Genomic DNA, 22506 nt, shown 5'->3' on the forward strand with positions numbered 1-22506 from the left:
AGACGGAACTCACTTTTCACAGCACGCGGACGGCCGGCGCCCCACACCACCGGCCTCACCGCCACATTCTGACCGCCTTTCACGGCTGTCGCGCCGAAATGAGGAATCTGCGCGGCAATGGACCCGGTGAGCCCTTCCCTGCCTATGCCCGGGGCGTGCCGTCCCAGCTCCAGGTGGCGAGACGAGGATGTCCGGGTAGTTCGGCACGGCCCGTGGCCCACAGGAGGGTGGGCCAGGGATCCGTGGACGACGGGGCGTCCGGAAACAGCCGGACGAGCACCCGTGAGCACAGATCGGCGGGCGGACTCCATGCGAGTCCGAGCCCGTGTGCCAGGTCGTACGTGTGCACCAGGGTCTCCACGATTCCCATCGCGGCGAAGCCTTCGGGGTCCGAGGCCCCGAAGACGTGGTGGGCACGGGTCCCCGGAGGCGTCGTGCGCACCATGGCGACCAGCAGCGCACCGCTCGCCTCCAGGACCTGCAGCAGGCCGGCGGGCCCCGCCGTGCGGTCCGCGTGAATGGCGTTCGCCGGACCACCGGGCCGCCGGCTCTCCCACACGAAGGGCACCTCCCCGTCCAAGGGCGGTGTTTTCGGGCCCAGTTGCGCGGCGTAGGCGAAGAGGTCGTCGCTGAGGTGCTCGACGGTCTCCCAGCAGTCCCATTCCAGCGAACCGGCCTTGCCCTCCCAGGCGGCCGGCGGCGCCTCGCGCAGGACGGCCACCGCGAGTTGCACGGCAAGGTCGAGGTCATCGGCGGTGACAGGGGGCTGGGAGAGATCGCTATCGGCTGATCGAGACATGGCAGGACCGTACCGCGACCCGAAGGAGCCATCCCTCCCTTTGAACACCGGCCCGGCAGCCGGCGGTTCGCCCCGTCAGAGCATCGCAAGGCCGGGATCGTGCAGGACGGCGGCGATGCCGGCCAGCAGCTCGGAGCCCTGTTGGCCGTCGATGAGACGGTGGTCGAAGGACAGGGCCAGCTGCGTGACCCAGCGGGGCTCGATCGTCTCCGCCCCCGACGCGTCCGTCACGACCCAGGGCATGCGCCGGATGGCGCCCACGGCGAGGATGGCCGCCTCCCCCGGATTCAGGATCGGCGTCCCGGTGTCCACGCCGAACACGCCGACGTTGGTGATGGTGATGGTCCCGCCGGTCATCGACCGGGGCGTCGTCCTCCCGGACCGGGCCGTGCCGGTGAGCTCGGCGAGCGCCTCGGCGAGCTCACGCAGGGACATCCGGTCGGCGTGCTTGATGTTGGGAACGATGAGCCCGCGTTCGGTCGCGGCGGCGATGCCCAGATGGACGTGGTGCTTGAGCACGATCTCCTGGGCGTCCTCGTCCCAACTGGCGTTCGCCTCGGGGTTCCTGCGCAGCGCCAGCAGGAGCGCCCGGGCCACGAGGAGCAGCGGCGTGACGCGCAGCTCGCGGAACTCCCGGCGCGCGGCCACCGTGTCCCGTAGCCGCATGGTCGCCGTGACGTCCACCGTCGTGAACTCGGTGACGTGCGGCGCGGTGAACGCCGAGGCGACCATGGCGGCGGCGGTGCGCTTGCGTACGCCGCGAATCGGGACACGGGTCTCGGTGGCGGCGGGCTCCGGGACAGTCTGAGGGACGGTTTGCGGGGCACCTTCCGTAGCCGTGACGGGACTTGTGGCCGCCGCTCTGTGAACGTCGTCGCGAGTGACGGTGGATCCGGGTCCCGTCGGCGTGACGGTGGTGATGTCGACGCCCAGGTCCTTGGCGAGTTTCCGGACGGGCGGTTTCGCGGCCGCCCGCTCGACGGCCGGGACCGGCGACGGTTCGGCGGTCACCGCCGGTTCCGCGACCGACCGGACAGCGGACGCGGCGGGGGTACGACGGCGGCGGCGGCCGGCGGACTCCTGCGGTCCGTAACCCACCAGCAGGGCCGCCTTGCCGGAAGCCTCCGCGGTCTCGCCGGCCGCCTCGGGACTCGTACCGACACCGGCATCGCTGAGGATGGTGATGAGGGGCTGCCCCACGGGCAGGGTCTCCCCTTCCCGGGCGTGCAGGGTCCCGACAACACCCGCGTAGGGAGAGGGGAGTTCGACCGCGGCCTTGGCCGTCTCGACCTCGACGAGGATCTGGTTGATCTCCACGGTGTCGCCGGCCTTCACCGCCCACTGGAGGATCTCGGCCTCGGTGAGCCCCTCGCCGACGTCGGGCAACAGGAAAACTTGCTCTTGTGACACGGTCCCCCCTCTAGTAACTCATGCTGCGGTCGAGGGCATCGAGGATCCGGTCGACACCGGGAAGCCAGTCCGACTCGAGTCGGCTCGGCGGGTAGGGGGTGTCGTATCCGGTGATGCGGAGCACCGGCGCTTCGAGGAAGTGGAACTCCTCCTGCTGGATCCTCGCGGCGAGTTCGGCCCCGAACCCGTGGGACAGGGAGGCCTCATGGGCGACGAGGGCGCGGCCGGTGCGGTGGACGGACTCGCGTACGGTGTCCATGTCCAGCGGTGACAGACTGCGCAGGTCGACCACCTCGACGCTGCGGCCCTCCTCGGCGGCGACGCCGGCCGCTTCCAGGGCGACGGGGACCGTCGGGCCGTAGGCGATGAGGGTGGCGTCGGTGCCGGGGCGCATGACGCGCGCCCGCTCGATCGGGGCCGGGGGCTCGTCGGTGACGTCGCCCTTGCTCCAGTAGTGCCGCTTGGGTTCGAGGAAGATCACGGGATCGTCGTCGGCGACGGCCTGGCGGATCATGTCGTAGGCATCCTGCGGGTGGGAGCAGGTGACCACCTTCAGCCCGGCCGTGTGGGCGAAGTAGACCTCGGGTGACTCCGAGTGGTGCTCGATGGAGCCGATGCCGCCGCCGTAGGGGATGCGGATGACGACCGGCAGGGTGATCGCGCCGGCCGACCGGTGCCGGAGCTTCGCGAGCTGGCTGATGATCTGGTTGGCGGCGGGATAGACGAAGCCGTCGAACTGGAGCTCGCAGACCGGGCGGTAGCCGCGCAGGGCGAGACCGATGGCGGCGCCGACGATGCCGGCCTCGCCGAGCGGGGTGTCGACGACTCTCAGGCTGCCGAACTCCTTCTGCAGGCCGTCGGTGACGCGGAAGACCCCGCCCAGGCGTCCGATGTCCTCACCCATCAGCAGGACCTTGGGATCGTCCTGGAGGGCTTTGCGCAGGCCGTTGTTGAGCGCCTTGACCATGGAGATGCCTGAGATGCTCATCGCGTGGCCCCGTTCTGCCGCCCGGCGTGCTCCTGGCCGGCGGCGACGAACTCCAGGTGCTCGGCCAGCTGGTGTCCGAGTGCGGCCGGCATCGTGGTGTAGGTGTGCTCGAAGGACGAGGCGGGGTCCGGCGCGGGGAGCGACCGGCAGCCGGTCCTCAGGTGGTCGGCCAGTTCCCGTTCCCGCCGCTCGATGTCGGCGAAGTACTCCTCGTCGACCGCCCCGCTCGCGGTGAGGTGGCGGCGCAGCCGCTCCAGGGGATCCTTGGCGATCCACTCGTCGGTCACGGAGGCGGGCCGGTAGCGGCCGGCGTCGTCCGCGGTGGTGTGCGCGTTGACGCGGTAGGTCACCGCCTCGATCAGGGTGGGCCCGCCGCCGGACCGGGCCCGGGCGAGGGCGTCACCGGTCGCCGCGAGGCAGGCCAGCACGTCGTTGCCGTCCACGGGGACACCGGGGAAGCCGAAGCCGGACGCGCGCTGCGCGACGGGGACGCGGCTCTGCACGTTGTAGGGGGCGGAGATGGCCCACTGGTTGTTCTGGCAGAAGAAGACCACGGGCAGGTTCTGGGCGGCGGCCCAGACGAAGGCCTCGTTGGTCTCGCCCTCGCTCAGCGCGCCGTCGCCGAGGAAGGCCAGCACGGCCGTGTCGCGGCTGTCGTCCCCCGAGCCGATCGCGTCGTCCCGGACCAGTCCCATGGCATAGCCGACGGCGTGCAGCGTCTGTGCGCCGATGACCAGGGTGTAGAGGTGGAAGCGGCTCTCGTACGGGTTCCAGCCGCCCAACGTCGTACCGCGGAAGAGGCCGAGGAGCGACACCGGGTCCAGTCCCCGGCACCAGGCCACACCGTGTTCCCGGTAGGTGGGGAACACCATATCCTGGGCGCTCAGCGCGTGGGCGGCCCCGACCTGGGCGGCCTCCTGGCCTCGCAGTGAGGGCCACAGGCCGAGCTCTCCCTGGCGCTGGAGTGCGATGGCCTCGGAGTCCAGGCGGCGCACCAGGGCCATGTCCCGGTAGAGCGCGGGCAGATCGAGCGTGGCGGGCAGGCCGAGCCGGCTGTCGGACTCCAACACCCCCTCGGGGGTGAGGAACCGGATCGGTCCGTCGGAGCGTCGGGCGTCCGCGGTCGGTGTGGACGGTTTTCGTGGCATCACGGCTCTCGTTCTCGGAGGCACCCGAGAGGGCACCGGCGGATGTGGGAAGGGCAGGCACACGGGCAGGAGTCAGCGCGGTGGCATGCGGAGGGATCCGCCGAGGCGGCTCACACGGCTGTTGGGCATGGGAGGTTGGAGGTCCGGGATAACCGTGTACTCGCCTCGGGGATGCACGGAGCGCCGTCGAAAGAGGGGTGGACGGACACCGATTACCGTGCGAAAGAGGCAAGTTGACGGCTGATCACCAGACGTTGGATCTGGTTGGTGCCCTCGAAGATCTGGGTGATCTTGGCTTCCCTCATGAGCCGTTCCACGGGGTGGTCGAGCACGTATCCCGCGCCGCCGAGGACCTGGACGGCATCGGTCGTGACCGCCATCGCCGTGTCGGTGGCGATCAGCTTGGCCACGCTGGCCTGCCGGGTGTACGGCTTTCCGGAGTCCTTGCGCCGTGCGGCCACCAGGTAGGTCGCGCGGGCCGCCTCGGTTCGCGCCGCCATGTCGGCCAGCAGGAATCCGACGCCCTGGTGCTCGATGATGGAGCGCCCGAACGTCTGCCGGTCCCGGGCGTAGCCGACCGCGTAGTCCAGCGCGGCCTGGGCGATGCCGACGGCGACCGCGGCGATCCCGAGTCGGCCGGCGTCGAGCGCGGCCAACGCGATCGGCAGGCCCTGACCCGGAGTTCCGACGAGCCGGTCGGCGGGCAGGACCACGTCCTCGAAGTGCATCTCGGCGGTCGTCGAGCTGCGCAGCCCCATCTTGCGCTCCGGTGCCCCCGCGACCAGTCCCGCCGTGCCGGCGTCGACGTGGAAGCAGGAGATGCCCGACCGCGTATCGGGGGAGGTCCGCAGGAACACGGTGTAGAAGTCGGCCTCGCCGCCATGCGTGACCCAGGACTTGGTACCGCGAGCGGTCCAGCCCTGCGGGCCTTCCGACGCGGACGCGCGCAGCGCCGCGGGATCGGAACCCGCGTGGGCCTCCGACAGGGAGTACGCGCCCAGCAGCTTTCCGCTCATCATCCGCGGGAGGTACTCGGCCTGCTGCGCCTGCGTGCCGAACGTGGCCAGCGGCAGACAGGCCAGCGTGTGCACGCTCATGCCCACGGCCACCGCGGCCCAGCGCGCGGCGATCTCCTCCAGGACCTGGAGGTAGACCGTGTACGGCTGTCCTCCTCCGCCGACGTCCTCACCGAACGGCAGAGTGAGCAGCCCGGCCTCGCCGAGGAGTTCGAAGACCTTGCGCGGAAACCTTGCCTGGTCCTCGAACTCTGCGACACGCGGCCCCAGTTCCTTGTCCGCGATGTCCGTGACCAGTTCCAGCAGGTCATAGGCCTCGCGGGATGGCAGTTCTCGTTCGACTCTCACTGCTGTGCCCCCTCCTGCGGTCGTCTCCCGGTGGAGCACCACAGTCGACAGCGCGCGACCCGTGGTGCAATTAACCTGCTGAGTTCTTGCGGTGCACGCAAAATTTCCTATGCCCGACCTGGGTTCCATGCAAGAAACCCGCTTCCGAGTGAGGGGTGGAGATGTCCGGTACCGAGCACGTCGACAGCGTCGACAGCATGATCATCGACCTGCTGGTGCAGGACGGCCGGCGAACGGTCACGGAGATCGCGGACCACGTCAGCCTGTCCCCCTCCGCCGTGAAGCGGCGCATCGACCGCCTGGAGCGGGTCGGGGTCATCGCGGGCTACACGGTCATCCTCGACCACAACAAGCTCGGGTCCGGCTTCGAGGCCTTCGTCGAGCTCAGGTTCGCCGGGGACGTGAAGGTCGAGATGATCACCATGGCGGCCACGAGCGTCCCGGAGGTCCTGGAGGTCTTCACGGTGGCCGGGGACCCCGACGCGCTGGTCCGGGTCCGGGTGTCCGGCGTCCAGCATCTACGGGATGTCATCGACCGGCTGCGCCGGTCGGGGCCGGTGATCGGGACGAAGACGCTGATGGTGCTGGGGACATGGCGGCGGGACGGGTGAGGGGCTCCGGAATTTGCCCAGTAGGCACATTGATTTGCCTGTCAGGTTGACTTCGCGCATCCGTCGCCCCCACCCTGAAGGAGGCCCGACCACACCGACCGAGGGAGGCATCAACGCATGTCCGTGTCGACCGACAGCGCCGGCGCAGCAGAGCTGGAGAACATCGGCGAGCTCGACATACCCCAGCTCTCGGAGACCGAGGACTCCGTGGAGTCCGAACGCCGGCACCGCAAGGAACAGCTCGCGATCGCCTTCCGGATCTTCGCTCGCCACGGATTCGACGAAGGCATCGCGGGGCACATCACGGCGCGCGACCCGGAGTTCCCCGACCGCTTCTGGGTCAACCCCTACGCCGTCCACTTCTCGAGGATCCGGGTGAGCGATCTCCTGCTCATCGACGAGCAGGGGCACGTGATCGAGGGCGGCCGCCGTACCAACAAGGCGGCGTTCTGGATCCACTCCTCCATCCACCAGGCGCGCCCCGACGTGGTCGCCGTCGCGCACGCCCACACGATCCACGGCCGGGCGTTCGCCTCGCTCGACAAGCTGCTCGACCCGATCGTCCAGGAGTCCTGCGCCTTCACCGGCGACCACGTGCTCTTCGACGAGTACAAGGGGCTCGTCCTGGAGAAGGCCGAGGGTGAGCGTATCGCCGAACGGCTCGGGGACAGCAGGGCCGCGATCCTGCGCCATCACGGACTGCTCACGGTGGGCCGGTCGGTGGAGGAGGCGGCCTGGTGGTTCATCACCATGGACCGGGCCTGCCAGATGCAGCTGCTGGCCGACGCCGCAGGACGGCCCCGGATCATGAGCGACGAGGAAGTGACCCTGGCGCACCGGCAGTTCAGCAACGCCAACGTGGCCCGGCACAACTTCAACCTCCTCGCCGGGCTCGTGACGGACGAGGAGCCCGACGTCCTGGACTAGCGAGGACGGCGTCCGCCCGACGCCGATGCGAACCGGTCCTGTCGCCGACATACAGGAACAAGGACCGCCAAGTGACTACGCCTTGTGCTCTGTGCTCTGTGCTCTGTGCTCCGCGCCCTGCGCCCGACGACCATTCTGGAGAAGCGATGTCGATTCAACGCGTCAACTCGGACGCTCTCGCACCCCCGATCCAAGGCCTCTACAGCCATGCGGTGACGGGCACAGGCACCCGCTTCATCGCCATCGCCGGCCAGATCGCCCTGGACGAGGACGGCAACCTCGTCGGCCCCGGTGACCACGAGGCACAGGCCGAACAGGCCTTCCGTAACTTCCGGGTTGCCCTGGAGGCAGCCGGGGCCACCCCGGACGACCTGATCAAGAACACGATCCACGTCGTCGGTCACCGGCCCGAGTTGGTCGGACCCGTCTTCGCCGCGGGCAGTCGCGCCTTCGACGGCAAGTGGCCCGTGTCCGCGAGCACCTTCCTCGGAGTACAGACGCTCGGCATGCCGGAATGGCTCATCGAAGTCGACGGGTTCGCGGTCCTGCCGTAGGAAGGCCAGCCGGCAAAGGAGGCTTTGCCGGGTGGTCCGCACGCGACAACGCAGCCTGCAGCGCTGTCACCTGCATGTCCAGGGCGAACTCGGAGCGCTCGTCGAAGGTGCCGGCGGTGATGTGGGCGGAGGCCTTCCGCAGCGCCGGGAAAGCGGGGTCGTCCATGGCCGCCGTAACCCGCTCGGCCGACTCGGCAGACTGCGCCTGCTGCTCCTGTGTGATTCCCAGGATCAGACAGAACACGGTCCAGTGCGCCCAGGCCGCGGTGCGAGACGGCAAGCCGGACAGCGAGGTGACGGTCGAGGACCGCGTCATCCCCGCGAACGGGCACTCCTTGGGTCTGCGCCTCTACACCCCGGCCGCCAAGGGGGCCGGGGCCCTGCCGGTCGCGGTCTGGATGCACGGGGGCGGGTTCGTCCTCGGCGGGCCCAGCGCGGAAGACGCTACCTGTCGACGGCTGTCCGCGCGACTGGGCATCGCCGTCGTCGCCCCGGACTACCGGCTCGCTCCGGACTACCGGCTCGCTCCGGAAGACCCCTACCCCGCCGCGCTCGACGACTGTTATGCCGTGGTGGCCTGGGTGGTCGACGAGGCCGAGGCCCTGGGTGTCGACGCGGCACACCTGGCCCTGGGCGGGCACTCCGCCGGCGCCGCCCTCGCGACGGCCGTGACCCTCGCCGCTCGCGACCGAAAGGGACCGCGCATCAGGTACGTCTATCCGGGATACCCGGTCCTGGATGACCGCCTGGAGTCCGCGTCGGCCCGGGCCGTCGCAGATCCCAGGCTCTTCAACCTGCATGGCACGAAGGCCGGTTGGGAGATGTACCGCCAGGGGAGCGATCCCCGGCCCGACTACGCCGTGCCTGCGCGCGCGGAGGACCTCGGGGATCTGCCGCCCATGTACGTCATGGTCGCCGCGGTCGATCCGGTACGGGACGAGACGCTGGAGTTCGCGGCAAGGCTGAGCGAGGCCGGAAACTCCGTCGAGGTCCACCTCGCGCCCGGGGTACCGCACATGTTCGACGTTCTGGCCCCGGCCATCGGCGCGAGTCGTCGAGCCGTCGACGGGTGGATCACCGCCTTCGCGGACGGCATCGGGGTTTCCCGCGAGCACGAAGGGCGATGACGCTCCACGGTCGGCGAGACACGGAGTCGGGGCCGACCGCCGACCGCGCGGGGGTCAGCCCTGCGAGGCCGTGGAGCCGCGGCGGGACGCGGGGATGGGGTGGCGCATGGGAACGGTCGCCGCGGTCGAGGCGATGAGTACGGTGGCGGCGGCATCCTCGTCGTTGACCAGGCGATGCTCCTTCGACGAGTCGAAATGCACCGAATCACCGGCTCCGAGCTGCAGCGACGTCCCGGAGATGTGGAGAGTGACCGTCCCCGTCAGCACATGCAGCCATTCCTCGCCGACGTGCCGGGCGGTCTTGCTGTGCTTGCCGGGCGTCAGGTCGACCCGGATGACGGACATGGTCTCGCGCGGGCCGCTCAGTACGGTGTAACGGCCGTCCTGGCCGTCCCGCGTCATCGCCGCGTCGGCACGCACCAGATGGAAGTCGTTCTCGTCCGGTTCCTGCACCAACTCGCTGATGGAGACGCCGTAGACGCGGGCGATCTGCAGCAGGCTGCCGATGGAGGGCTTGCGGACACCCTTCTCAAGGCGCGACAGATGCGCGGAGGAGATGCCGGTCTGTTCGGCCAGGGTCGTCAGGGTGATACCGCGCTCGCTGCGCATGTCCTTCAGACGCTGGGCCACCCAGAGATCGGTGTCTTCGATCGACATTTCGGCAACATAGCATGCCTGTCAGGCAAGAGACATCACCTGACAGGCATGCAGCCGCTGCCGCCGGACCCCTCGACCGCGCCGGCCGCACCTACCCGAGGTTCAGCAGTTCCCGCTCGAGCACATGCGGTTGAGTCAGCAGGTCGACATGGGTGGCGCCGGACAGCGCGACGACCCGGAACCCCCGCTCCTCCGCCGAGGCGGCCATGTCCTTGAAGATGGCCTGGTCGGCACAGTAGAGGTACGTGACCGGCTTGCCGGCCAGCACCTCCTCGCTGCCCGGGCCCAGCGGCTCCTCATGGGTGCGCCGCGGCATCGGCGTCAGCCTGCTCGACAGCCATGCGGCGCCCTCGCCGTCGGCGCCGAGCGAGTCCGGGTCCAGCGGAGCGACCTCCCATTCCGCGGGTCCCGGCGAATCGGCGAACGCCTGCTCCAGCCACGGCAGCAGGCTGAACGCCGACTCGCCGGTCACGGGAGCGAAGGCGTCGGCGTACACCAGTTGCCCGACGCGGTCACCCGCCGCCGCGGCCACGCCCGTGATCACCATGCCGCCGTAGCTGTGCCCGACGAGGACCGCGTCCTCCACCTGCTCGAACTCCAGGAGTTCGACGACATCCCGCACGTGCGCGCTCAGTCCTACGTCCGGCGCGGAAAGGTGCCGCCGCTCGGCGAGACCGGTCAGGGTCGGGGTCAGGACGCGATGACCGGCATCCTCCAGCCGGGGGCGCAACCGGTCCCAGACCCAGCCGCCACCCCAAGAACCGTGCACGAGTACGAAGGTTGCCATTTACCGCCCCCAGGAGGGTCCGGGCCCCGAGGCCCCGCGTCCGCGAGGGCCCTGTGGCCCTCCCTCACAGGGTCAGCAACCATCACTCGGTAGTCAACCTACTTGGCACATAAAATTGCCTCACAGGTCAATCATCGAAGCGGAGGCCGGATCGCCGACCATGGCACGAGCCCCGGTCAGGCAGATCTCCGCCGCGCTCGCCGACGGGCCCGACAGGGAGGCCCACGCCTTCGCCGCGCTGGACGTGCGGGACAGGGTACGCATGCACGGGACGGCGGCCTGACGGGCCGTCACGCCCCCGCCCCGCTGGACGGGGCCCGCCCCGCCGCCCGGCCTCAGCGGTGGGGGGACGGCCGACCGGCAAGGATCGCAGCCACCCCGAACTCGAATCTCTCGTCGAAGGACCCCGGCGCGAGATGTGCGGCCACACGGTGCAGCGCAGGATGGCTCGTCTCGGAGACCACGTTCGCCAGCGCCTCCCCGAGGGGGCGGTCTCCGGCCGCCTGCTGTTCCTGGGCGAGGCCCAGGGCGAAGTAGGTGAGCGCCCACGCGGTCCAGGCGACCTCGCGGTCTTCGAGGCCGCACTCGAGCAGCGCTCCCACCAGGGTGTCCGCGAAGCGCAGGGTGTGCGGTTCGACGCCATAGGTGCCGACGACGAGCGCGGCACCGTCACGGTGGCCGAGGAGGGCACGGCGGTAGCGGCGGGCCAGCTCGCGGACGCGTTCGTCGGGGGCCGGCGGCAGCTCGTCCAGCCGGATCTCGCCGAGTACGGCGTCCGCCATCAGCTCCAGCATCCGGGCCTTGGTCTTCACATGCCACAGCACCGTGTTCATGCGGACGCCGAGACGGTCGGCGACCGCCCGGGTGGACAGCGCGTCCAGGCCGTTCTCGTCCAGCAGCTCCAGTGCCGTACCGATCACGGTGGCCGGATCCAGACGGTCACCTTGTTGCCTATTGGTCATTGACCTAGTTTACTGACCGCACCAGACTCTTGGTCGTCGACCAAGAAACTTGGGGATCTCAGAACCTGACCGCAGAACCGAGGAAAGGTGATCGCATGGAAAAGCAGCGGGTCGTCATCGCCGGCGGCGGGCCCGTCGGGCTCTGGCTCGCCGCGGAGCTGCGGCTGAACGGCATCTCCGTCACGGTCCTGGAGGAGCGCACCGAGATCGACCAGCGGTCCAAGGCGCTCACCATGCACCCGCGGAGCATCGAGCTGCTGGCCTCCCGCGGGATCCACCAGCGGTTCCACGACGAGGCACCGAAGATCCCCACCGGCCACTTCGCCAATCTGCCCAGCCGACTCGACTTCTCGCTGCTGGACACCCCGTTCCCGTACACCCTCTTCCTGCCGCAGGCCCGCACCGAGCAGCTCTTCGAGGAGTACGCCGGCGGACTCGGCGCCACCGTACGGCGCGGCCACTGTGTCACCGGCTTCACCGAGCACGCGGACTCGGTGACCGTGCAGGTGGCGGGGGAACAGGGGCCGTACTCGATCGAAGCCGACTACCTCGCCGGCTGTGACGGCTCCCGCAGCACCGTGCGCGAGAGCGCCGGCATCGACTTCCCGGGCACCCCGTTCAACTTCCTCGGCTGGCTCGGCGACGTGGCGCTCGACAACCCGCCCCCGCTCGCCTTCAACCAGTTCAACGAGCACGGCGGGGTACTGGTCGCGCCGCTGCCCGGCAACCGGTGGCGGCTCGCCGGCACCAGCCCCGACGGGGGCGCCACGGAGTGGCCCGGCGACCTCACGATGGACGAGCTGCGGCAGAAGACCGTCGCCATCACCGGCGACGACTTCGGCATGCGCGACCCTTCCTGGCTCTCCCGGTACAGCAACACGACCAGGCTGGCCACCGAGTACCGACGCGGACGCGTCCTGCTCGCGGGCGACGCCGCCCATCAGCACTTCCCCACCGGCGGCGTCGGCATGAACTACGGCATGCAGGACGCCCACAACCTCGGCTGGAAGCTCGCCGCCACCATCGGCGGCTGGGCCCCCGAAGGCCTGCTGGACAGCTACCACACCGAACGGCACCTGATCGGCACCCAGTTGGAGGAGCACAGCCGCGCCCAGACCCTCCTGCTGACCACCTTCACGCCCGAGGCGCTCGCCATGCGGTCCCTGACCGCCCAGATGATCGCCGCCGTGCCGGAGTTCGGCCGGATCCTGGCCGGAAAGATCAGCGCGATCGGCATCGGCTACCCCGGCGACGACCCGGCGGCGCACCCGCTGACCGGCGCCCGCGCCCCCGGACTCACCTTCACCGGCACGGACATCACCCTGTTCGGCCTGCTGCGGGCGAACGCGTACGTCCTGCTCGACCTGACCGCCGAAGGCACCCTCGGCGATCGCGCGCAGGAGCGGATCGCCGTGTACGGCGGGGCGCTCGACCAGGCCCACGACGGCTGGGACGACGTGCGCGCCGCCCTGATCCGGCCCGACGGGCATGTCGCCCGCGCCTGGACCGAGCAGGACGGCGCGAAGCTCGGCGCGGCCGTGGACGACGTCATCGCCGCCATCCTGGGTCGCTGAAGGGACACGGGTCATGGATCTCGAACTCAAGGACAAGGTGTACGTCCTCACCGGTGCCACCCGGGGGCTGGGCTTCGCCGTAGCTCGCGAACTCGTCGCCGACGGGGCCAGGGTGGTCGTCGCCGGCCGCGACGAGAAGCGCGCGGCCGAGGCGGCGGCGGAGCTCGGTCCGAACGCGGCCGGAGTCGGTGTCGACAACGCGGACCCGCGAGCGCCGGAACGACTGATCGCCACCGCACGCGAGCGGTTCGGCGGCTTCGACGGCATCCTCGTCAGCGTCGGCGGACCGCCCGCGGGCCGGATCGCGGACCACACCGACGCAGAGTGGCAGGCGGCGTTCGAATCGGTGTTCCTGGGGACGGTACGGCTCGCCCGGGCGGCAGCAACGGAGCTGGCGGCCGGGGGCTCCATCGGGTTCGTCCTGTCGATCACGGCGCACGAGCCGGCCCCCGGGATGATCATCTCCAACGGGCTGCGGCCCGGCCTCGCAGGCCTGGCCAAGTCGCTCGCGGACGAGCTGGGGCCGCGCGGCATCCGCGTCTTCGGACTGCTGCCGGGACGGATCGGCACGGATCGCATGCGCGAGCTGGACGGGCTGTCCACCGACCCCGCGGGCAGGCGGGCCGCCAACGAGTCCCGGATCCCACTGCGACGGTACGGCACGCCGGAGGAGTTCGGCCGCGCGGGCGCGTTCATGCTGTCCCCGGCGGCCTCGTACCTGACCGGGCTCATGCTCCAGGTGGACGGCGGCGCCCGGCACGGATTCTGACGGTGCGCGGCGGTGCGGGGAGGTGTTCCTCGGCCCCGGTCAGGAACACCTCGCCGGCGGTGCGGGTGTGAACGTCCACAGGAATCACCTCGGAAACGGGATCATGCCTGTAACTTTCACTCTCGAGAACCCAGGTTCTCCCCGCCAACTCCCTTTCCCGCACAAGCACTTCGCCGAGAGGCCTGCATGTCCAACCCCCCTTCCCGCGCCCGTACGACCGCTCGTCGCCACCGGGCGAGAACCCTCCACCCCGCACTCCGCCGGGTCGCCGTCGTCGCGGTGACCGTCCCCGTCGCCGGGACGATCCTGTTCGGTACGACCGCCTTCGCCGCCGACGAGACCGTCTCCACGGCCACGGCACTCGACCCCGCCGAGCAGAAGATCGCGGACAGTCTCGGCACCCGCGTCCAGGACACCCGTCTCGGCAGCACCCTCAGCGGCGTCGTCATCGACGCCGAGTCCGAGAAGGTCGTCTGGGGCCACGACGCGGCCACCGCGCTGATGCCCGCGTCCAACACCAAACTCGGCACCGCCACCGCCGCGCTGACGGTGCTCGGCCCCGACCACCGGTTCACCACCAGGGCCGTATACGGCAACGGCACGCTCACCCTCGTCGGCGGCGGCGACCGCACCCTGACCAGCGCCGACCTCACCGCGATGGCGAAGACCGCCGTCGCGGGACTCAAGAGCGCGGGTCTCACCTCGGTCAAGGTCCGGGTGGACGACAGTCTCTTCCCCGAGCCCACGCTCGCGACCGGCTGGAACGACGGCTACTACCCGGACTCCGTCGCACCGGTACGGGCGTTGGTGGTCGACGGCCACCACGTCACGGACACGTCCCTCGACGCGGGCCAGGCCTTCGCCGAGCTCCTCGCCGTGCAGGGCGTCACCGTCACCGGCGCCGTCACCCACGGGACGGCCGCCACGGGTGACGTGCCGGTCGCCCAGCACCAGTCCGACACGCTGTCCACCATCGTGAAGCACATGCTCAAGGTGAGTGACAACGATATCGCCGAGACGCTGCTGCGGATGACCGCGATCGGCGCCGACCGCCGGCCCACCTTCGAGGACGGCGCGGCCGTCGTACGCGAGGTGCTCGGCCGGTACGGCGTCTCGCTGGACAACTACGAGATCCACGACGGCAGCGGCCTGTCCCGCGCCAACCGCATCCCGGCACAGACCATCGCCGACATCCTCGACGTGGCCGACGCCCCCCGCAACGCGCAGATCCTCGGCTCCATCATCGACGGCCTGCCCGTGGCGGGAGAAGCCGGTTCCACCCTGGGTCCCGAATGGGGCCGGTTCGACACCGCGGACTCGCAGTGCGCCGTCGGCAAGGTCATGGCGAAGACGGGCACCCTCACCGGAGCGATCGCGCTGAGCGGACTGACCAAGGCCGAGGACGGCCGCTGGAAGATCTTCTCCTTCATCGAGAACAACTCCACCGCCGACCCGGCCGCCATCAAGGACGCCCTCGACGGCCTGGCGGCCACGGTCAACGGCTGCTGGGCATAAGCACTCCCCCAGCACTCCCCACAAAATGATCTCCGGGGTGGTCGACGCCGAGCTGTGGGCGGCGCGGGAGCCGCTGCCGCCCACAGGTCAGGCATCGGCCCCGGCATCCCGGACGCAGCCATTTGGCCGCGGCACGGGGAACCGCGGCTGCGGGCAGGGTCGTGTCCAGGTACAGACGAAAGGGAAACCAGGCGAAGTTCACGGGGGAATCATGCAGATCATCGAGGTGACCGGGTATTCCGTCCGATCTGCTGTGATCACAATGAGGCGGACGGGGGCGCCGCTTGAGTTCGTGATCTTCCCGATGCTGCATGTGGCTTCGCCCACGTTCTACTCCCAGGTCCGCATCAGGCTCAGAGAATGCGACCTCATAGTGCTCGAGGGAATCCGGGGGAAGTCGGCCGGAGTGAGCGCCCTCACGCTGGCCTACCGGTTCGCTCCCCGCCGAAGGCGCAACGGCCTGCAGGAACAGCGCGAAGAGACCCTCCTTCCCAAGGACGTGCCGGTCATCAACCCGGACGTGACCGCGGCCGAGGCCATCGCGGACCTGAAGACACTGCCGCGGTGGATGTACATACTGCTCATGGTCGCGGCCCCGGTGATGGGCCTGGTGTTCGCGCTGCGCGGTCCGAGCGCCTTCCTCGACGAAGACCTGGCGGTCGAGGATCTGCCGTCGACGCTGCGGGCGGAGATGATGGCCGACAGTCCCGTGGAACAGGCGATGACCGGTCGCCGGGACCAGCGGTTGCTGGACGCGCTCGGCGAGATCCACGCGGAGCGCGGCAACGAGGCGATCCGGGTGGCCGTCGTCTACGGAGCCGGCCATGTCCCGGCGATCGTGTCGGGACTGTGGGACCGCTACGGGTACCGGCCCCGGGAAGCGGAATGGGTCACCGTCTTCGTCCAGCCGTGAACCGCCCGGGCCCACCACGGTGTCCCGGGTCGCCTCACGGGGCGCTGTTCCCGCCGGTGTCCGAGAGGAACGCCTCGCGGAGTTGCAGCGGTGCCATGCCGTGCCAGCGGTGGACCGCTCGGCGGAGGGCGCGTTCGTCGGAGAACCCTGCCTGGCGGGCCACCTCGCGCAGGGTGAGGTGGGGGCGGTGCAGGAGTTGTTCGACGCGTTCGCGTCGTACCCCCTCGACGATCGCCTCGTAGGAGGTGCCGCAGCCGGCCAGGCGGCGGCGCAGCGTGCGTTCGCTCGACGCGTGTCTGCGGGCCTGTTCGGAGAAGGAGGGCACCTCCGGAAGGCTCTGCGCGACGGAGATCTCCAGTACCTCCAGGAGGTCCTGCTGCCGACGGCGCGAGGTCATCTGCGTTTCGAGCAGTTCGAGGATCGAGGCGTGGGTGACCGGATCGCGACCCGGCATCGGGCGGTTGATCCATGACTGCGGCACCACGAACCGGTTGCGGGCGGCCCCGAAGTGCAGGGGGCAGCGGAAGAGGTCGTGGAACGGCTGGACGTCGTGCGGCGCGGGAAAGGCGAAGTGGACGTCCTGCGGTGCGAGGGCGGCGCCGGCGGCCAGGCGGCCCAGCGTGACGACGCTGGAGAACGCCTCCTCGACGAGGAAGACGGCGACGTGCGGGTCGACCACCGGATCCGGCAGGTCGGCCCGCACCACGTAGTCGGGGCCCTCCCGGCCCGCCGACCAGACCGTCATGGCCCCGGACACGTTCTGGAAGCGCACCCCCGTCTCGATGGCCACCTGGAGGGTGTCACTGGCAAGCATGGCGAAGCCCAGCAGGCCCCAGGCGGTGAGGTGCTGTGCGGCTCCCACCCGCAGGCCCAGGTTCTCGTCCCCGGTGAGTTCGATGGCGCGCCGGATGACGGCACTGCCCTGGCGGTAGGAGACACGCAGGGCCGCCGATCGCAGCAAGGCCTCGGTGAGACCCACCTGTGTCAGCTCCGGCCGCAGGTCGACGCCGTACTCCCCGGTGATCTGGCCGAGGTAGCGCAGGATGTTCGGCGAGATCGTCGCCGACGTGCTGCGCGTGGTGCCGTTCTCCGGACGGGGTGGCTCGGGCATGGCTTCTCTCCAGGGCCGTACTGGCGACCACTTTAGGCAGTCGCGTCCGCTTTCCGCCTTGTCAGCGCGTGCGGATCCACACCGTCTTCTCCCTGGTCCACTGGTCGAAGGCGTTGGTGGACCGCTCCGCCCCGCCGAATCCGGACTGCTTCCAGCCGCCGAAGGGGGAGGTGATGTCGCCCTCGCTGTAGGCGTTGACGGAGACCACTCCGGCCTGGATGCCGCGGGCGAGACGGAAGGCGGCGTCGAGGTCGCGGGTCCATACGGAGGCGGCGAGGCCGTAGTCGGTCGCGTTCGCCATCCGGATCGCCTCCTGCTCGGAGGTGAAGCTCTGGACGGTGACCACGGGACCGAACAGTTCCTCGGTGAGGACCCTGCTGCCGGCGGGGGCGCCGACCACGACGGTGGGCGGGTGGTAGGCCCCGTGCGGGTGCAGACCGTTCGGCAGCCGGGGTGCGTGCGCCACGGCTCCGGCGGCGACCGCCTCGGCCACGGCGTCTGCGACCCGGTCCCGCGCCGCAGCGCTGATCAACGGCCCCATCCGGGTGCCCGGGTCGGCGGGGTCCCCGACGGCCAGCGCCCCGGCGGCGGCCGTGAACCGGGCGACGACCTCGGCGGCGATGTCCTCGTGGACCAGGACGCGGGAGCCCGCCGTGCAGTTCTGGCCCGCCGTCAGGAACGCGGCCTCGGCCATGTCGCCGATGAGTTCGGCACCGAAGTCGAGCGCGTCCGGCATCAGGACCTGAGGGCTCTTGCCGCCCATCTCCAGGGAGACCCGTTTGAAGTTGGTCTCCGCGGCATCCGCCAGGATCCGCCGTCCGGTGGCCGTCGAACCGGTGAAGGACAGGGCGTCCACCCCGGGATGGCGGGCGAGTGCCCGGCCGGCCTCCGCCCCGTGGCCGGGCAGGACGGTGAGCGCCCCGTCCGGCAGCCCCGCTTCGGTGGCCAGCCGGGCCAGGTGGAGGGCCGAGCGGGGTGTCGCCTCGGCGGGCTTGAGCAGCAGGCTGTTGCCCGCGGCGAGGGCGGGGCCGACCTTCCAGGCGGCCATGGCGAGGGGGTAGTTCCACGGGAGGACGGCGGCGGCCACTCCGACGGGTTCCCGGCTCATCAGGCCGAGGTGGTCGTGGCCGGTGGGCGAGATGCGGCCGAAGACCTTGTCGGCGGCCTCCGCGAACCAGCGGATCGACTCGATCGCGCCGGGCACGTCGCCGGTACGGCAGTCCGTGACGGGTTTGCCCGCGTCCTCGCAGTCCAGGCGGGCCAGGATCTCGGCGTCGCGTTCCATCAGGTCGGCCAGGCGCAGGAGTACCGCGGCCCGCTCCCGGGGCGGCCGGCCCGACCACGCCCCGCTGTCGAAGAGCCGGCGGGCCTGGTCCACGGCCTTGTCCACCTCCTCGGCGGTGGCGGCGGGCAGGGTGTCAAGGGTCTCTCCGGTCGCCGGGTTGACGATCCTGAGCAGACGGACGTTCGCTTCCGTGGTCACGGCCATGCCTCTTTCACCTGTCCCGGTCATGCCTCTTTCACCAGCTCCCAGCGGCCGTCGACCTGACGGGCCAGCCCTCTGCGGCGCAGGTCCTCCAGGTACCTGGCCAGGCCGCGCTCGCCGCGCCTGCGGAAGAGCGGGAGGAGCCTGGGGAGGAGGTTCGGCACCAGCATGGAGAAGCGGACCAGGCGGGATTCACCTGCGCGCGGATACGCTTCGAGTCGCGGCCGGTCGAGCATGCTCACCACCGCGGCGACGACGTCGGACGGCTGTTGGGGCGGGTCCTGGAACTGCAGGGAGTTGCCGCCGTCGACGGCCTCCTGACGCAGCATCGGGGTGTCGGTGGCCGACGGCAGGACGGAGCCGACGCGGATGCCCTTGTCCCCCAGGTCGAGGGCGATGGACAGCATGGCGCCGCGCAGCCCGAACTTCGACGCCGCGTAGATGGGGGTCTCGCCCTGCGGGAAGATGCCGGCCAGGGACACCGTCGTGATGACGCGGGGGTCGCCGGAGGCCCTCAGCAGGGGGATGGCGAGCCGGGTCGCGACGAGCGGGGAGAGCAGGTTGAGGTCGATCTCCCGCTCGATGCTCTCCACTGCGCGCACGTCGAATCGCTCGGTGCTGGTCATGCCGACGTTGTTGACCAGGACATCGAGGCGGCCGAAGGCGAAGGCGACGTGTTCGAAGAGCGCCGCCACCCCTGCCCGGTCCAACAGGTCGCAGCCGAGGCCCAGATGACCGGCGCCGGGCAGGGCCTCCGCGACCCGCTGCGCGCGCCCACCGTCGAGGTCGACGACGACGCACACCGCGCCGCCCGCCGCGAACCGCCGGCACAGCGCGCTGCCGATGCCGCCCGCGCCGCCGGTCACCAGCATCACCTTGCCGGTGTAGTCGTAGCCGCTCATGCCACCGTCTCCCTGCTGCGGACGGCCGGCACCGCCGGGGGGCGCCCCTCGGTGGGCCAGCCCATGTTGGCTGCGACCTTTTTGAGGTACTTGGTGTACGCGGCGCTGTCGACGTAGCCGGTGTGGCGCGGGGAGTCCACGAACCGCAGGCCGCCGGTCAGGTCGGGGCGGTCGCCCCGGATCATGCGGGCGAACCGCTCGGCGTTCGGCATCCCCCGGCGGGTGTCCTGGACGAAGCCCGCGATCAACTGCGCCTGCGCGTCGAACAGTTGGTAGGCGCCCGAGTTGGTCTCGATGAAGCCGACACCGAACAGCCCTTCGTGCTCGCGGGAGAACGAGGACAGGTACAGGTCCGGGTGCTGCTCGTCGCCGAAGTAGCGCTGTGCGACGGGCACCTTGTGGACGTAGCCGGTCGCCAGCAGGATCAGGTCGAACTCGTTGCTGCTGCCGTCGGCGAAGTGGACGGTACGGCCCTCGGCGCGCACGATGCCCGGCCGTGCGGTGATGTCGCCGTGCTGCAGGTGGTGGAGCAGCATCGAGTTGACCGTCGGATGGGTCTCGAAGAGCTTGTGGTCCGGCTTCTGCAGGCCGAGCCGGCGCGGATCGCCGTTGATGACCCGCAGGAGTGCGCCGAACAGCTTCTGCTCCAGCCACTTCGGCATCCGGGGACCGACGCCTTCGAGGGTGTCCACGGGCCTGCCGAACACATGCTTGGGGATGAACCAGTAGCCGCGGCGCATGCTGATCTCCGCGTGGTCGGCGGCCCGGGCCGCGTCGCAGGCGATGTCGCAGCCGGAGTTGCCCGCGCCCACCACGAGGACCCGCTTGCCGCGCAGTTCGTCGCTGCTGCGGTAGCCGACCGTGTGCCGGATCTCGCCGCTGAAGTCACCCGGGATCTCGGGGATGCCGGGGTGCCACTGCGCGCCGGTACAGACGACGACCTGGCCGTGCCGGCTGGTCCGTCCGTCGGACCGGGTGACCGTCCAGGTGCCGTCCGGGTTCTTCGTCACGTCACGGACTCCCGTGCCGAACTCGATCCGCTCCGTCAGCCCGTACGCGTCGGCGAAGGACGTCAGGTACGACAGGATCTGCCGCCGCGAGGGGTAGTCGGCGAAGTGGTCGGGCATCGGCCAGCCGCCGAAGCCCGAGAGGGTCTTGCTGGAGATGAAATGCGCCGACTCGTACATCGGGCTGCCCGGGTTGTCGATGTCCCACAGGCCTCCCGGCCCCGTGTGACGCTCGATGTGCGTGTAGGGAAGCCGCCGCTCACCGAGCGCCCGTGCCACTGCCAGCCCCGCGGGACCCGCACCGATGACACATATGTCGAATTCGGACTCCTTCACGAGTCCACCTCCTCTCGTCGCCACGTTTCGGCGTGGGAGGAACTTAGGCGCCGCGCAGGCGCCCGCGGACTGGTCTGTGCGGCCACATAGGGGGCCGCAGCGGCCAGCCCGTTGACCGCCTGGGCACCGCACGGGCCGTCCGCTGCTGGCCGCCAGGGTCCCCGGTGTGGCCGCCGGTGCCCTCCGCCGGGTCGGCCCGCATTCCTACGGTTGCTCCAGTTCGCGCACCCCGGCCCGCCCACGGTCCGTGACAGGAAGAGGTCCCATGACCCAGTCCCTCGGAGCGACGGCTCCGCCTCTGTCCGTGAGAGGCGGCCCGCTCGCGGGAGCCCGCCGGGTGACGGCCACCGTGTTCGCCGCCCAGGGTGCGGCGGTGGCCGCCGTGTCCACCACCGTGCCCGCCGTGCAGAGCCATCTGCGGCTGTCGTCCCTGGCGATGACCGCGCTCACGATCGCCCTGACGCTGGCCGCGGGCGCCGGCAGCTTCGCGGGCCTGGCCGCCGTACGCCGCTCGGGTACCGTCGCCGTCATGCGCGCGGCGGTGCTGACCGCGGCCGCGGCCCTGCTGTCCGTGGCCTGGGCGCCCAGCCGACCGGTCGCCTCGGCGGCCTATGTCCTCTTCGGGCTGGCGCTGGGCGCGATCGACGTGTCCGTCAACACCCGCGCGGCCACCGTCGAACGCCACTACGGGCGCAGCATCCTCTCCTCCTTCTACGCCGCGTGGAGCGCCGCGGGCGTGGCGGCCGCGCTGCTGACGGCGGGCGCCTCCCGGCTGGACTGGCCGGTCCAGTACGTCCTGACCGCGCACGCCGCGCTCGTGGCCCTCCTGGCCCTGACCGTCCGGCCCCACGTCCTCCCGCCGGCGCTCTCCTCGTCCGTGCTCTCCTCGTCCGGCGACAGGCCGACGGCGGTCGAGGAGGCCCTGGGCCGACGGGTGTGGGCCCGGCTCGTCCCCTTCGGTGTCGTTCTCCTGGTCGCCTACGTCGTCGACTCCGCGGTCTCGGCCTGGTCGACCGCCTACCTTCATCAGACCCTCGCCGCGTCCCTGGCGGCCGCGCCGCTCGCGTACGCGGCCTACCAGGCGGGCACGGTGACCGGCCGGGCGGGCGCCGACCTCATGGTCCGCCGGGTCGGGCCGGTGGCGGTGGTCCGCGCCACCGCCCTGCTCGCGGCCGTCGCCCTGGCCGCGCTGGCAGCGGCCCCGAGCTGGCCGTACGCGGTCGCCGCGGCGGGTTGTGCGGGCCTCGGAGTCGCCGCCCTCACCCCGCTGTGCGTCGCGGCGGCCGGCCGGCTGCGGCCAGGTGCCCCCGAGACGGTGCTGGCCCGGCTCAACGTCTTCAACTACGTCGGCGTTCTCGTCGGGGCCGGTGCGAGCGGAGGCCTCGGGGCGACGGGCCACTTCCGCGTCGCCTACGCGATACCCGCGGCACTCGCCCTGGTCCTGGTGACCACGGCACGCTTCTTCCGGACCGACGGCACCCGGGCCGCCGCGGGCATGGACTCCGCGGTGTCCGGGCTCGGCCCACGTCCTCCGCGTGGCCGTACCCCGTGACGCCGCG

22 protein-coding genes are annotated in these 22506 nt (G+C 70.8%); 10 read left to right on the forward strand and 12 right to left on the reverse strand.

The features are described from left to right. Positions 1–142: 142 nt before the first annotated feature. From ACFWPS_RS12250 to ACFWPS_RS12270, 5 genes are all read right to left on the reverse strand, one after another. Entirely contained in the window at positions 143–799 is a 657-nt protein-coding gene (locus tag ACFWPS_RS12250) for a maleylpyruvate isomerase N-terminal domain-containing protein (RefSeq protein WP_383703859.1), read from the reverse strand. Between the two features lie 75 nt (positions 800–874). Beyond that, positions 875–2209 (reverse strand): dihydrolipoamide acetyltransferase family protein, encoded by a 1335-nt coding sequence (locus tag ACFWPS_RS12255; RefSeq protein WP_383703861.1) that lies wholly within the window; start codon positions 2207–2209, stop codon positions 875–877. A gap of 10 nt (positions 2210–2219) precedes the next feature. Continuing rightward, positions 2220–3197, reverse strand: a complete 978-nt coding sequence (locus ACFWPS_RS12260; RefSeq protein WP_383703863.1) for an alpha-ketoacid dehydrogenase subunit beta — start codon at positions 3195–3197, stop codon at positions 2220–2222. Next, the gene (locus ACFWPS_RS12265) at positions 3194–4345 is read right to left on the reverse strand and encodes a thiamine pyrophosphate-dependent dehydrogenase E1 component subunit alpha (RefSeq protein WP_383703865.1); all 1152 of its coding nucleotides are present in this window, start codon (positions 4343–4345) and stop codon (positions 3194–3196) included. The genes ACFWPS_RS12260 and ACFWPS_RS12265 overlap by 4 nt, the downstream gene beginning before the upstream one ends. A gap of 212 nt (positions 4346–4557) precedes the next feature. Continuing rightward, positions 4558–5709 carry an acyl-CoA dehydrogenase family protein gene (locus ACFWPS_RS12270; protein WP_383703868.1) on the reverse strand — a complete coding sequence of 384 codons (1152 nt, stop codon included), beginning with the start codon at positions 5707–5709 and terminating at the stop codon, positions 4558–4560. Between the two features lie 161 nt (positions 5710–5870). Here ACFWPS_RS12270 and ACFWPS_RS12275 point away from each other — a divergent pair, with 161 nt between their 5' ends. From ACFWPS_RS12275 to ACFWPS_RS12290, 4 genes are all read left to right on the forward strand, one after another. Beyond that, a complete protein-coding gene (locus tag ACFWPS_RS12275) occupies positions 5871–6320 on the forward strand; it encodes an Lrp/AsnC family transcriptional regulator (protein ID WP_383703870.1) in 450 nt (149 codons plus the stop codon). 117 nt (positions 6321–6437) lie between these two features. Beyond that, positions 6438–7247, forward strand: coding sequence for a class II aldolase/adducin family protein (locus ACFWPS_RS12280; RefSeq protein ID WP_383703872.1), 810 nt, complete (start codon positions 6438–6440; stop codon positions 7245–7247). A gap of 146 nt (positions 7248–7393) precedes the next feature. After that, positions 7394–7801, forward strand: a complete 408-nt coding sequence (locus ACFWPS_RS12285) for a RidA family protein (RefSeq protein ID WP_383703874.1) — start codon at positions 7394–7396, stop codon at positions 7799–7801. Positions 7802–7875: 74 nt separating this feature from the next. Beyond that, positions 7876–8928, forward strand: coding sequence for an alpha/beta hydrolase (locus ACFWPS_RS12290; RefSeq protein ID WP_383703876.1), 1053 nt, complete (start codon positions 7876–7878; stop codon positions 8926–8928). A gap of 54 nt (positions 8929–8982) precedes the next feature. Here ACFWPS_RS12290 and ACFWPS_RS12295 read toward each other — a convergent pair whose 3' ends face one another. Next, a complete protein-coding gene (locus ACFWPS_RS12295; protein ID WP_383703878.1) occupies positions 8983–9585 on the reverse strand; it encodes a helix-turn-helix domain-containing protein in 603 nt (200 codons plus the stop codon). Between the two features lie 91 nt (positions 9586–9676). Continuing rightward, positions 9677–10372, reverse strand: coding sequence for an alpha/beta fold hydrolase (locus ACFWPS_RS12300; RefSeq protein WP_383703880.1), 696 nt, complete (start codon positions 10370–10372; stop codon positions 9677–9679). Positions 10373–10532: 160 nt separating this feature from the next. Between ACFWPS_RS12300 and ACFWPS_RS12305 the strand changes: the two genes are divergently transcribed. Continuing rightward, positions 10533–10655, forward strand: a complete 123-nt coding sequence (locus ACFWPS_RS12305; protein WP_383703882.1) for a hypothetical protein — start codon at positions 10533–10535, stop codon at positions 10653–10655. Between the two features lie 52 nt (positions 10656–10707). On the opposite strand, the gene ACFWPS_RS12310 is transcribed toward ACFWPS_RS12305, so the two are convergent. Beyond that, a complete protein-coding gene (locus ACFWPS_RS12310) occupies positions 10708–11334 on the reverse strand; it encodes a TetR/AcrR family transcriptional regulator C-terminal domain-containing protein (protein ID WP_383703884.1) in 627 nt (208 codons plus the stop codon). Positions 11335–11429: 95 nt separating this feature from the next. On the opposite strand from ACFWPS_RS12310, the gene ACFWPS_RS12315 reads away from it, so the two are divergent. The 4 genes from ACFWPS_RS12315 to ACFWPS_RS12330 all read left to right on the forward strand — a co-directional run bounded on the left by ACFWPS_RS12315 (position 11430) and on the right by ACFWPS_RS12330 (position 16105). Beyond that, positions 11430–12908, forward strand: coding sequence for an FAD-dependent monooxygenase (locus ACFWPS_RS12315; protein ID WP_383703886.1), 1479 nt, complete (start codon positions 11430–11432; stop codon positions 12906–12908). Between the two features lie 13 nt (positions 12909–12921). Beyond that, the gene (locus tag ACFWPS_RS12320) at positions 12922–13677 is read left to right on the forward strand and encodes an SDR family oxidoreductase (RefSeq protein WP_383703889.1); all 756 of its coding nucleotides are present in this window, start codon (positions 12922–12924) and stop codon (positions 13675–13677) included. Between the two features lie 186 nt (positions 13678–13863). After that, complete coding sequence (gene dacB, locus ACFWPS_RS12325) at positions 13864–15192, forward strand: D-alanyl-D-alanine carboxypeptidase/D-alanyl-D-alanine-endopeptidase (RefSeq protein WP_383703891.1); 1329 nt, start codon at positions 13864–13866, stop codon at positions 15190–15192. A gap of 406 nt (positions 15193–15598) precedes the next feature. Further along, on the forward strand, positions 15599–16105 hold the full coding sequence (locus ACFWPS_RS12330) for a hypothetical protein (protein WP_383703894.1): 507 nt from the start codon (positions 15599–15601) through the stop codon (positions 16103–16105). 34 nt (positions 16106–16139) lie between these two features. On the opposite strand, the gene ACFWPS_RS12335 is transcribed toward ACFWPS_RS12330, so the two are convergent. From ACFWPS_RS12335 to ACFWPS_RS12350, 4 genes are all read right to left on the reverse strand, one after another. After that, the gene (locus ACFWPS_RS12335) at positions 16140–17216 is read right to left on the reverse strand and encodes an AraC family transcriptional regulator (RefSeq protein WP_383703896.1); all 1077 of its coding nucleotides are present in this window, start codon (positions 17214–17216) and stop codon (positions 16140–16142) included. Between the two features lie 61 nt (positions 17217–17277). After that, a complete protein-coding gene (locus ACFWPS_RS12340; protein ID WP_383703898.1) occupies positions 17278–18705 on the reverse strand; it encodes an aldehyde dehydrogenase family protein in 1428 nt (475 codons plus the stop codon). A 20-nt stretch (positions 18706–18725) separates the two neighbouring features. Then, on the reverse strand, positions 18726–19604 hold the full coding sequence (locus ACFWPS_RS12345; protein WP_383703900.1) for an SDR family NAD(P)-dependent oxidoreductase: 879 nt from the start codon (positions 19602–19604) through the stop codon (positions 18726–18728). Next, positions 19601–20947 (reverse strand): flavin-containing monooxygenase, encoded by a 1347-nt coding sequence (locus ACFWPS_RS12350; RefSeq protein ID WP_383703902.1) that lies wholly within the window; start codon positions 20945–20947, stop codon positions 19601–19603. Before ACFWPS_RS12350 ends, ACFWPS_RS12345 begins: the two co-directional genes overlap by 4 nt. Before the next feature lie 265 nt (positions 20948–21212). Here ACFWPS_RS12350 and ACFWPS_RS12355 point away from each other — a divergent pair, with 265 nt between their 5' ends. Next, complete coding sequence (locus ACFWPS_RS12355; RefSeq protein ID WP_383703904.1) at positions 21213–22499, forward strand: MFS transporter; 1287 nt, start codon at positions 21213–21215, stop codon at positions 22497–22499. Positions 22500–22506: the final 7 nt, after the last annotated feature.

It is taken from the genome of Streptomyces sp. NPDC058457, from assembly GCF_042720695.1.
Lineage (GTDB): Bacteria > Actinomycetota > Actinomycetes > Streptomycetales > Streptomycetaceae > Streptomyces.